This is a genomic window from Buttiauxella sp. (assembly GCF_035271705.1).
In the GTDB taxonomy this organism is placed as follows: domain Bacteria; phylum Pseudomonadota; class Gammaproteobacteria; order Enterobacterales; family Enterobacteriaceae; genus Buttiauxella.
In genome coordinates, this window is record NZ_DATERI010000015.1 from 23,943 (window position 1) to 35,514 (window position 11,572).

Here is an 11,572-nt window from a genome sequence, read left to right on the forward strand (position 1 = left end):
AGTTTCTAATGAGTTTTGATATTGCCAAATACCCGACCCTCGCACTGGTGGAATCTGCTCCAGAACTACGCCTGTTGCCCAAAGAAAGCTTACCGAAACTGTGTGACGAGTTGCGTCGCTACCTGCTTGATAGCGTAAGCCGTTCCAGCGGGCACTTTGCCTCAGGTCTTGGCACGGTAGAACTGACCGTGGCGCTTCACTATGTGTATAACACCCCGTTCGACCAGTTGATCTGGGATGTCGGTCATCAGGCTTATCCGCATAAAATCATTACTGGCCGTCGTGACAAAATTGGCACTATCCGCCAGAAAGGCGGCTTACACCCCTTCCCGTGGCGCGCCGAGAGCGAATATGACGTACTTAGTGTGGGTCACTCCTCGACGTCAATCAGTGCCGGAATTGGTATTGCGGTTGCTGCGGGAAAAGAAGGGAAAAACCGTCGTACCGTTTGTGTGATTGGTGATGGTGCAATCACCGCAGGTATGGCGTTTGAAGCGATGAACCATGCCGGTGATATTCGCCCAAATATGCTGGTTATCCTCAACGACAATGAAATGTCGATTTCCGAAAACGTCGGCGCGTTGAACAACCACCTCGCCCAGTTGCTTTCCGGCAAACTCTATTCTTCGCTGCGTGAAGGCGGGAAGAAAGTCTTCTCCGGCGTACCGCCAATCAAAGAACTGCTGAAACGTACCGAAGAACACCTGAAAGGCATGGTGGTGCCGGGAACGTTATTTGAAGAGTTAGGCTTTAACTACATTGGCCCGGTTGATGGGCATGATGTTGTCGGCCTGGTCAATACGCTTAAGAATATGCGTGACCTGAGCGGCCCGCAATTCCTGCATATCATGACCAAGAAAGGTCGTGGTTATGCACCTGCAGAAAAAGACCCGATCAGTTTTCATGCGGTACCTAAATTTGATCCACAAAGCGGAACGTTACCGAAAACGGCTGGTGGCTTGCCAAGTTATTCGAAAATCTTCGGTAACTGGTTATGCGAAACCGCGGCAATTGACGACAAGCTGATGGCTGTGACGCCTGCAATGCGTGAAGGTTCAGGCATGGTGGAGTTTTCACGCAAGTATCCGTCGCAATATTTTGATGTCGCCATCGCTGAACAGCACGCCGTGACTTTTGCGGCAGGCCTTGCGATTGGCGGTTTCAAACCGGTTGTGGCGATTTATTCGACCTTCCTGCAACGCGCTTACGATCAAGTGATTCATGATGTCGCTATCCAGAAGTTGCCCGTGTTATTTGCCATTGATCGCGCGGGGATAGTCGGTGCTGACGGGCAAACCCACCAGGGGGCGTTCGACATCTCCTTCCTGCGCTGCATTCCAGAAATGGTCATCATGACGCCAAGCGATGAAAACGAATGCCGCCAGATGCTGCACACCGGTTATCACTACAATGAGGGTCCATGCGCCGTGCGTTACCCGCGTGGCAATGGCACTGGTGCTGAGTTGCAACCGCTGGAATCTTTGCCAATTGGCAAAGGTGTGAAGAAGCGTGAAGGTGAAAAAATCGCCCTGCTGAATTTTGGCACGCTGTTGCCAGAAGCCGAAGCCGTTGCACAATCACTCAATGCGACACTGGTCGACATGCGTTTTGTGAAGCCGCTTGATGTAGCGTTAATTCTCGAATTAGCAGCCAGCCATGAATCGTTAGTGACCATTGAAGAAAATGCCATAATCGGTGGTGCTGGCAGCGGCGTTAATGAAGTGTTGATGGCCAACCGTAGAGTGGTACCCGTTCTGAATATTGGGTTACCAGATTACTTTATTCCGCAAGGTACCCAAGAAGAGGCGCGCGCCGCCATCGGCCTGGATGCCATCGGCATGGAAACCCGGATCTGCGACTGGCTTAAATAAACCCCTCCTCCACTCCTGCTATGCTGAATAATGATTGTTATTACTCAAAATAATTTGAGTTGTAGGAAGGCGGCAAAAGAGTGAATCCCCAGGAGCTGACTAAAGTAAGTGACTGGGGTGAACGAATGCAGCCAACCCCCCTGCGGCTCGAAGTATGACGAGTAAAATTATGCAGGAGTGGAACCATGCAATACAACACGTTAGGAAAAACAGACCTCAGGGTTTCGCGTCTTTGCCTGGGTTGTATGACCTATGGTGAGCCAGACCGTGGCAATCACGCCTGGACGCTTCCCGAAGAAAGCAGCCGTCTTGTCATCAAACACGCTATCGATAACGGCATTAATTTCTTTGATACCGCCAATAGCTATTCCGACGGTAGCAGCGAAGAGATTGTCGGACGCGCCCTGAAAGATTTCATGCGCCGTGAAGATGCCGTCCTCGCCACCAAAGTTTACTTCCCGGTGGGTGATTTAGCAGAAGGCCTTTCGCGTGCGCAGATTATGCGTTCGATCGATGACAGCCTACGCCGCCTGGGAACCGATTACGTCGACCTATTCCAAATCCACCGCTGGGATTACAACACGCCAATTGAAGAGACTCTTGAAGCGCTCAATGACGTGGTGAAAGCAGGTAAAGCACGATATATCGGTGCTTCGTCGATGCACAGTTCACAGTTGGCTCAAGCACTAGCTTTGCAGGATCAACATGGCTGGGCGCGTTTTGTCACCATGCAGGATCACTACAATCTGATCTATCGTGAAGAAGAACTCGATATGCTGCCGCTGTGCTACGAACAAGGGATCGCGGTGATCCCGTGGAGCCCACTGGCTCGGGGCAAACTGACTCGTCCATGGGGCGAGACCACCGCACGTTCAGTCTCCGATGAAGTCGGTAAAAATCTATACGATTCCAGCCATGAAAACGATGCGCTCATTGCGGAGCGACTAGCGAATGTTGCGGCAGATAAAGGTGTTACGCGCGCGCAAGTGGCACTGGCGTGGCTGCTGAGTAAGCCGGGTATTGCTGCGCCAATTATTGGCGTGTCTCGTGAACATCAGCTGGATGATTTACTGGCGGCGGTGGACTTAACACTGGAACCCGCGGAGATTGCGGAGCTGGAGATGGTTTATCGCCCGCATGAAAAGGTTGGATTTAAGTAAAAAAATGGCGGGTTGCTCAAGCTAACCCGCCATCTCAATGCTTATCGCGACAAAGTTATCCGCTTCACATTAGAACAGGCCAATCGGCCAATGGTGCCCAATCAGATAAATAACCCCCGCAGAAATAACACCCGCGACGATATCATCCACCATGATCCCCATTCCGCCGTGAATGTTGCGATCAAACCAGCGGATTGGCCACGGCTTCCATATATCAAGGATACGGAAAATCACAAAGCCTGCTGCCACCCAGCGCCAGTCGTTAATGGGCAGTGCCATCAGGGTTATCCACATGCCGATGAACTCGTCCCACACGATGCTGCCGTGGTCATGAACACCCATATCACGCGCGGTCTGGTGGCAGAGGTAAACCCCGATACAAATACCGAGCATAATGACCATGGAGTAGAGTTGCCACGGTAGCAAGGTCAGCAAATACCAGAACGGGATCGCCGCGAGCGAACCCGCGGTACCAGGCATAATCGGACTTAGCCCGCTACCAAATCCGGTGGCGAGTAAATGCCACGGATTGCTGAGCTTAAGACGGCTTTTAGCCACATCTTTAGTGCGAGGCAAAGTGGTCGTATCCTTTTAAATCCAGTGTTACCGGTTTGCCATTTTGCAAGAACTGTAGCCCTTCTGACGCAGGCCCTACCTGACCTATGCAGGTAAACGGAACACCAAGATTGCCGATTGCCACGTCCAGTGCGCCACGGTTTATTTCTGGCACGGTAAAGCACAGTTCGTAATCTTCGCCACCAGAAAGTGCCCATCGCTGAGCTTGATCAGCACTGACATTCGCTTTCATGGCATCAGAATATGGCAGAGCGTCGAGATCAACGCGCGCGCCACATTCACTGGCTTTAAGGATATGACCCAAATCGGAAATTAACCCGTCAGAAAGATCAATTGCGCTGCTCGCCAGATCACGCAGTGCCTGGCCGTGTAAAATTCGAGCCGTTGGACGCAAATGGCGTTGCTTCAGATATGCCGCTTGTACGGAATCTTTGACGGTTAAACGATCCTGCAAGATTGCCAACCCAGCAGCACTATCTCCTGGCGTGCCAGTAACATAGATCCAGTCGCCAATACGCGCACCGCTGCGTTTAAGCGCACGGCCAACTGGCACCAGACCATGAATGCCAAGTGTCATAGAAAGTGGCCCACGTGTTGTGTCGCCGCCAATCAGCTGCATATCGTAGTATTCGAGTTGTTCAAACAGACTATCGCTGAATGCTTCAAGCCAGCTTTCATCGACTTCAGGAAGGGTAATGGCTAGCGTCAACCAGGCAGGGTCAGCGCCCATTGCGGCCAGATCGCTTAAATTTACCGCCAGCGCTTTGTAACCCAAATCGCGAGGGTCAATATCAGCCAAGAAATGAATGCCCGAGACAAGTGTATCGGTACTGATCGCAAGGACCTGCTTTTCGGCTACCGTTAGCAATGCACAATCATCGCCAATTCCGGTTTCCACATCGCGGCGGGAACTGCTTACGCGATCAAAATAACGGGCAATTAAGGAAAACTCACCGCATGCCATGCGTTATGCCTCTGAATATAGCCGTCATCCTTCAAGCTGCGGGGGTGTGGCTGCAACTCGAATGCTAACGGATACAGAATAAAGAACAGGCCGGAATTAACCGGCCTGAAGATTACTTTTTGCGGGGACGAATATGCGGAGCAGCTTTATCAAGAACACCATTCACGAACTTGTGGCTGTCTTCGGCACCGAAGGTTTTCGCAAGATCGATGGCTTCGTTAATCGCAACTTTGTATGGCACGTCATCACGTTTGGAAAGCTCAAACAGTGCGATACGCAGAACCGCTTTTTCTACCTGACCCAACTCTTCGAGCTGGCGAGACAGATAAGGCTTCATTAGCCCATCCAGATACGCGCTGTTAGTAGCCACCCCGATCAACAGTTCGCGGAAGTAGTTAACGTCAACGTCTTTGACGTCCTGTTCAGCCAGGAACTGGTATTCGACATCAGCGATGTCATTTCGAGATAACTGCCAGGAGTAAAGCGCCTGAACGGCACACTCACGGGCACGGCGACGAGCAGCAGGTTTCACAGATTTCCCCTTACAAAAAATCAGGCCTTGATGGCTTTCAATACATTAATCATTTCAAGCGCGGTCAGTGCAGCTTCTGCACCTTTGTTACCGGCTTTTGTGCCAGCGCGTTCGATGGCTTGTTCAATACTTTCAGTGGTCAGCACGCCAAAGGCGACTGGAATACCACTTTCCTGAGCAACATGTGCCAGGCCATTGCTAGCACCGCCAGCAACATATTCAAAGTGAGCTGTGCCGCCACGAATAACGGTACCCAGCGCAATCACTGCATCATAACGACCTGTTTTTGCCAAAGCGTCAGCCGCCAGTGGCAGTTCATAAGCACCCGGAACCCAGACCACGGTGATATTTTCATCTTTAACCTGACCGATACGTTTCAGGGCGTCAATTGCACCGGAAAGCAGGCTGTCATTGATGAAATTGTTAAAACGCGCGATGGTGATGGCGACGCGAGCGTCTGGAGTAGCAACGGCTGCTTCAATGATGTTCATAATCTTCCTTTACGGGTTCTGTTTAGCCCCGCAACTAGGGGGGCGGATTTTATCACAATCTTTTCGTGCCTGCTTACGTTTTACAAGCCGGCGTATCGCGGCGTCAAATGCAGGCACAAATCAGGGCCGACCTGACGGACCTCACTAAAGCTAAACTCGGGCGCATCGGCTAATTTTTCAAGCCCTGGCAAGTTACACAAGCCACGCGCATCGTTGCCCAATAATTTCGGTGCAACGTAGACAATCAACTCATCAACAAGACCGGCCTGAAGCAGCGCACCACCAAGTGTTGGACCCGCTTCCACCCAAATAGAGTTTATCTGACGTTTGCCTAATAGCATCATCATCACCACCAGATCAAGATGGCCGTTATGTTCTGGTACGATAAATTGCTCGACGCTTGCAGGCCACTCTTGTGAGTCAGCGTTACAACGCGCAAGCCAGGTTTCGCCCGTTTGAGTGATGATTTTATGTTGTGGCGTCACGCGGTTTTCGCGGTCGAGAATAATACGCGTTGGCTGGCGCAGGTTTTCTTCGACGTAAATCGCCTGAGTCGCGCTATCTAATTCATTCCAACGCACAGTCAACGAAGGATTATCAGCAAGAACCGTGGCATTGCTACTCAGAATCGCTGAACTTTGCGCTCGCAGGCGTTGCACATCGCGACGTGATTCAGGCGAGGTAATCCATTGGCTTTCGCCGCTCGCCATCGCGGTACGCCCGTCAAGAGACGCCCCCAGTTTAAGTTGAATAAACGGGAAACCAGTACGCATTCGTTTCAGGAAACCGCGGTTGATTGACTCAGCATCATTCATCATCAAACCATGGCTGACTTCAATACCAGCCTGTTTCAGCGCATATAACCCACGGCCAGCAACTTGTGGATTAGGATCCTGCATCGCGGCAACGACACGCGAAACACCCGCGGCTATTAACGCTTCACAGCAAGGTGGCGTGCGTCCGTGATGGCTGCAAGGCTCAAGCGTGACATACGCCGTGGCGCCGCGTGCTTTTTCACCCGCCATACGTAAAGCATGCACCTCCGCATGGGGTTCACCTGCGCGAAAGTGAAAACCCTCACCGACGATTTCACCGTCTTTGGCAATCACACAGCCGACATTTGGGTTAGGCGTCGTTGTAAAACGGCCACGCTTTGCCAATTGCATCGCACGCGCCATAAATTTTTCATCAAGCAACATCAGCATTAATCCTGTAAGCGGGCGATTTCTTCGCCAAATTCACGGATATCTTCAAAGCTGCGATAAACCGAAGCAAAGCGGATATACGCCACTTTATCGAGTTTTTTAAGCTGTTCCATTACCAGATTGCCAATCATTTTGCTTGGGACTTCACGCTCACCGGTTCCGCGCAACTGGGATTTAATGTGGTTCACTGCCATTTCCACGTCGTCCGAGCTAACAGGGCGTTTTTCCAGGGCTTTCAGGATACCGCTACGCAGTTTGTCTTCATTAAACGGTTCACGAACATCATTACTTTTTACCACACGCGGCATCACCAACTCCGCCACTTCAAAAGTCGTGAAACGTTCATTGCAAACCAGGCACTGACGACGGCGACGCACGGAAGACCCTTCGCCGACAAGCCGGGAATCAATCACTTTGGTGTCAACTGCGAAACAGAATGGGCAATGCATGGCGCGTCCTGGAGGATTATTCAGATGAACAATAGTTTACCGCGAAGTGGCTGGAGTACAAAGGCATGCCACATTATCCCGAGAAATATGACTTTTCATTGGTGAACAGCTACGCTTAAATCAGGATAAAACTTTAAGGAAAATCGAGTTATGACAAACAGTTACCTAAGAATTATCTTATTTTCCAGCCTGGTCAATCTCAGCGCTTGTGCCCAACAAACCGAAGTGCGACAGATGAAGAGCGAAGTGGGTTCTTTAAATCAACAAATGACACAACTCACCGACCAAACCGTCAAGCTGACCCAGCAGAATGCGCTGAATGCCAAATCGACAACGGGTGTGTATTTATTACCCGGTTCAAACACACCGGCACGCCTGAACAGCCAATTAGGCAATTTGCAAATGTCTCTGAGTGGCGTCACAGCGGAGGCCAACGGCAGCCGTGCAATGTTGATAATTAAAGGTGAGTCTACTCATCCACTTCCCGCTTTCACGGGCAAAGTAGAATGGGGTCAAATTCAAGGCACCACCGATAACTACCAGGAAGTGAATGTACACACGCAACAATTCAATGCCCCGGCGAGTGTGCTCGCACCGAGCGATATCAGCATTCCATTGCTGCTTTCGGGTCTTTCACCTGAGCAGTTAGGTTTTGTGCGTATCCACGACATCCAGCCGATTGCCCCTTCTCAAGCATTACCAGGCCAATAATAGGCAACACCCCTGCATCTGCGGGGGTAATCCTCACTAACATTTATATTTTTATGTTACATCTCTCCTGATGAAATTCGAAAAAAGCCGCTTATCCCATCACTAAAACCAGTGATCTTAGTCACATAAATATGTAACAACTAGTCATGCGCATCCTTAAATTCACGAACCAGGTTCTATCTCGACCGTTTGGAAAGTACAAAAACGTGAAAGCAATCGATTACGTATGTGACGATAATGTGAAATGAAACATATTTTTGTGAGCAGGGATTTCTATAATAGGTGCGTCAATAAAAAACCAGCTGAATGGTTGATGACCTTAGGTGATCACACACCCCCGCTCTCACGGGAATCATGTATAAAACAGTGGCATAAAATATGAAAAAAATTATTTTGGCAGTCAGCACCGTCCTGGCGCTTTCAAGCTCTTTGACGGCTCACGCCGAAGATGCAAAAAATACTGAATACCTCTCTGATTGGTGGCACCAAAGCGTCAACGTTGTGGGCAGTTACCACACCCGCTTCGGGCCGCAGATCCGTAACGATACCTATCTGGAATATGAAGCTTTCACTAAGAAAGATTGGTTCGATTTCTACGGTTACATCGATGCCCCCGTATTCTTCGGCGGTAACAGCACAGCTAAAGGTATCTGGAACCACGGTTCTCCACTGTTTATGGAAATCGAACCGCGCTTCTCCATTGATAAATTGACTGACACCAGCCTGGCATTTGGTCCATTCAAAGAGTGGTATGTTGCGAACAACTATATCTACGATATGGGTCGCAGCGACGCTGACCGCCAGAGCACGTGGTACATGGGTCTGGGTACTGATATTGACACGGGCCTACCAATGAGCCTGTCTTTGAACGTGTACGCAAAATACCAATGGCAGAACTATGGCGCATCCAACGAAAATGAGTGGGATGGCTACCGTTTCAAAGTGAAATACTTTGTGCCGATTACCAGCCTGTGGGGCGGTAACCTGAGCTACATCGGGTTCACCAACTTTGACTGGGGTTCAGATCTGGGCAATGACAATTTTATCGACAATAACGGCAAAAATGCTCGTACCAGCAACTCTATTGCCTCTAGCCACATCCTGGCACTGAACTACGATCACTGGCACTATTCTGTGGTTGCACGTTACTGGCACAATGGTGGTCAGTGGTCAGATGATGCAAGCCTGAACTTTGGTAGCGGCGATTTCAGCGTACGATCTACCGGCTGGGGTGGTTATCTGGTCGCGGGTTACAACTTCTGATAAACGTCTGAAGCATTAAAAAAACCGCAGCACCATGGCTGCGGTTTTTATTATCAGTTAACAACCTGATGATTAAGGCAGAAGCGACGGCTGATCCGCACCTTCTTTTTCCACTTTCTGCTGCAACATGTGCTCGCGCTTCATGCCCAGTTTCAACGCCAGCGCGGACGCGACGTAAATGGAAGAAACAGTACCGATAGAAACACCGATAAGCATCGTCAGTGAGAAGCCTTTCAGCATTGCCCCACCGAAGAGATACAGCATCAGAATCACAACCAATGTGGTACCAGAGGTGATCAACGTACGATGCAGAGTCTGCGTCAAAGAAACGTTGAAGATCTCATAAGGTGTACCGCGACGAATCTTACGGAAGTTCTCACGAATACGGTCTGATACCACGATACTGTCGTTCAGTGAGTAACCGATAACCGACATCAACGACGCGACGATGGTTAGGTCAATCTCAATGTGGAATAACGACAGCACGCCCAGGGTAATGATTACGTCGTGCATCAACGCAATAACCACACCGGCAGCCAGACGCCATTCAAAGCGGAAACCGACATAAATCAGAATGGAGATAAGTGCAGCTAACAACGCTAAAGCACCATTCTGAGCCAGGTCTGCACCGACGCTTGGGCCGACGAACTCAATACGTTTTACACCGGCATTCTGGCTGGTCGCTTCGTTAATCACGTTAAGGACCTTGCTGCCTAATACCTGACCACCGGTTTCCCCGTGGGCAGGTGGCATGCGCACCATGATGTCACGACTGCTACCAAAGTTCTGAATCAGAGGATCCTGGAACCCAGCTTTCTCCAGCGCGCCACGCAACAAGTCCAAATCGGCTGGTTTTTCCAGCGAGATTTCGATGACCGTACCGCCGGTGAAATCCAGACCCCAGTTAAAACCTTTTACCCCAATAATGGCGATAGAAAGGATTAGCAGGAGCCCGGAGATGCCGAAAGCCCAGAAATCCCAGCGCATAAAGTCATGGACTTTACGGCCGTAGTTTAATTGTTCAACAGTATATTCCTGTGCCACAACGCACTCCTCAGATAGACAGCTTGTTAATGCGTTTGCCGCCGTACAACAGGTTTACGATGGCACGGGTACCGACGATTGCGGTAAACATTGACGTCGCCACACCAATACCGGTCGTGATCGCAAAGCCTTTAATTGCCCCGGTGCCTACGGCATAGAGGATGATGACCTTGATAAGCGTCGTGATGTTAGCATCGAAAATAGAGCTGAACGCGCCCTGATAACCTTCGTGGATAGCCTGTTGTATCGAACGCCCGTTACTAAGCTCTTCCTTAATACGTTCGTTTATCAATACGTTAGCATCGACGGCGACGGCAAGGGTTAACACGATCCCCGCAATCCCCGGCATGGTCAACGTTGCCCCTGGCAGCAGAGACATAATCCCTACGATCATGACAAGGTTTACCAACAATGCAGAAGTCGCAATCAGGCCAAACTTCTTATAGAAGAACAGCATAAAGATGATTGAAACCGCCAGACCCGCCAGACACGCTTCCAGACCTTGCTTGATGTTTTCCATACCCAAGGTTGGACCGATGGTACGTTCTTCAACAATCTGAATGGGTGCGATCAATGCGCCCGCGCGAAGCAGCAAAGAGAGCTGGCGAGCTTCATTCGGGTTGTCGATACCAGTGATACGGAAGCTGTTACCTAAGCGCGACTGAATATTCGCCACGTTGATAACTTCTTCTTGTTTCGCCAGAATTGAACGACCTGTCGCATCTTTCTTACCGCTGTCTTTGTACTCCACAAACAGGGTTGCCATCGGTTTACCGATGTTGTCCTTGGTGAAGTTAGACATGATGTTACCACCCGCGCTATCCAGTGAAATATTCACTTGAGCCTGGTTGTATTCATCGGTGCTGGAAGTGGAGTCAGTGATATGGTCACCGGTCAGAATCACACGCTTGTACAGGACAACCGGTTTACCTTCACGGGTTTGTTTCACTTCAGAGTCACCTGGCACACGGCCAGAAGTTGCCGCTGACTGGTCAACGTTGGTGTTAACCAGACGGAACTCAAGTGTCGCTGTTGCGCCGAGAATCTCTTTCGCACGCGCGGTGTCCTGAATACCTGGCAATTCAACCACAATACGATCTGCACCCTGGCGTTGTACCAGAGGCTCAGCCACACCCAGTTGGTTTACACGGTTACGCAGGATATTAATGTTCTGCTGAACAGCATATTCACGTGCTTCGCTCAGACGAGCATCCGTCATTACAGCACGCAATGCGTTGCTGCCCTGAGCAGAAATCACCAGATCACGATGGCGTGGAGTTAAATAAGAGATAGCGTCATCACGCGT

12 protein-coding genes are annotated in these 11,572 nt (G+C 50.3%); 4 read left to right on the top strand and 8 right to left on the bottom strand.

Annotated elements, in window-relative coordinates; genetic code table 11:
• Positions 1-8 precede the first annotated feature (8 nt).
• Positions 9-1,871, top strand: a complete 1,863-nt coding sequence (gene dxs, locus VJY99_RS01330) for a 1-deoxy-D-xylulose-5-phosphate synthase (RefSeq protein ID WP_324115600.1) — start codon at positions 9-11, stop codon at positions 1,869-1,871.
• Positions 1,872-2,056: 185 nt separating this feature from the next.
• Positions 2,057-3,031 (top strand): aldo/keto reductase, encoded by a 975-nt coding sequence (locus tag VJY99_RS01335; protein ID WP_324115601.1) that lies wholly within the window; start codon positions 2,057-2,059, stop codon positions 3,029-3,031.
• A gap of 69 nt (positions 3,032-3,100) precedes the next feature.
• On the opposite strand, the gene pgpA is transcribed toward VJY99_RS01335, so the two are convergent.
• The 6 genes from pgpA to nrdR form a co-directional block, all read right to left on the bottom strand.
• Positions 3,101-3,607, bottom strand: coding sequence for a phosphatidylglycerophosphatase A (pgpA, locus tag VJY99_RS01340; RefSeq protein WP_324115603.1), 507 nt, complete (start codon positions 3,605-3,607; stop codon positions 3,101-3,103).
• Complete coding sequence (gene thiL, locus VJY99_RS01345; RefSeq protein WP_324115605.1) at positions 3,594-4,571, bottom strand: thiamine-phosphate kinase; 978 nt, start codon at positions 4,569-4,571, stop codon at positions 3,594-3,596. The genes pgpA and thiL overlap by 14 nt, the downstream gene beginning before the upstream one ends.
• Positions 4,572-4,683: 112 nt before the next feature.
• On the bottom strand, positions 4,684-5,103 hold the full coding sequence (gene nusB / locus VJY99_RS01350; protein ID WP_324115607.1) for a transcription antitermination factor NusB: 420 nt from the start codon (positions 5,101-5,103) through the stop codon (positions 4,684-4,686).
• 20 nt (positions 5,104-5,123) lie between these two features.
• Positions 5,124-5,594 carry a 6,7-dimethyl-8-ribityllumazine synthase gene (gene ribE / locus VJY99_RS01355; RefSeq protein WP_324115609.1) on the bottom strand — a complete coding sequence of 157 codons (471 nt, stop codon included), beginning with the start codon at positions 5,592-5,594 and terminating at the stop codon, positions 5,124-5,126.
• An 80-nt stretch (positions 5,595-5,674) separates the two neighbouring features.
• Positions 5,675-6,793, bottom strand: a complete 1,119-nt coding sequence (ribD, locus tag VJY99_RS01360; protein WP_414641553.1) for a bifunctional diaminohydroxyphosphoribosylaminopyrimidine deaminase/5-amino-6-(5-phosphoribosylamino)uracil reductase RibD — start codon at positions 6,791-6,793, stop codon at positions 5,675-5,677.
• Positions 6,794-6,798: 5 nt separating this feature from the next.
• The gene (gene nrdR / locus VJY99_RS01365) at positions 6,799-7,248 is read right to left on the bottom strand and encodes a transcriptional regulator NrdR (RefSeq protein ID WP_064549177.1); all 450 of its coding nucleotides are present in this window, start codon (positions 7,246-7,248) and stop codon (positions 6,799-6,801) included.
• Positions 7,249-7,398: 150 nt separating this feature from the next.
• Between nrdR and VJY99_RS01370 the strand changes: the two genes are divergently transcribed.
• Entirely contained in the window at positions 7,399-7,959 is a 561-nt protein-coding gene (locus VJY99_RS01370) for a DUF3251 domain-containing protein (RefSeq protein ID WP_324115613.1), read from the top strand.
• Between the two features lie 378 nt (positions 7,960-8,337).
• Positions 8,338-9,222 (top strand): nucleoside-specific channel-forming protein Tsx, encoded by an 885-nt coding sequence (locus VJY99_RS01375; protein ID WP_324115615.1) that lies wholly within the window; start codon positions 8,338-8,340, stop codon positions 9,220-9,222.
• A gap of 72 nt (positions 9,223-9,294) precedes the next feature.
• Here the strand turns inward: VJY99_RS01375 and secF are convergent, their stop codons facing one another.
• The gene (gene secF / locus VJY99_RS01380; protein WP_324115616.1) at positions 9,295-10,266 is read right to left on the bottom strand and encodes a protein translocase subunit SecF; all 972 of its coding nucleotides are present in this window, start codon (positions 10,264-10,266) and stop codon (positions 9,295-9,297) included.
• Between the two features lie 10 nt (positions 10,267-10,276).
• The coding region (gene secD / locus VJY99_RS01385) for a protein translocase subunit SecD (RefSeq protein ID WP_324115618.1) at positions 10,277-11,572 on the bottom strand (1,296 nt) is incomplete at its 5' end.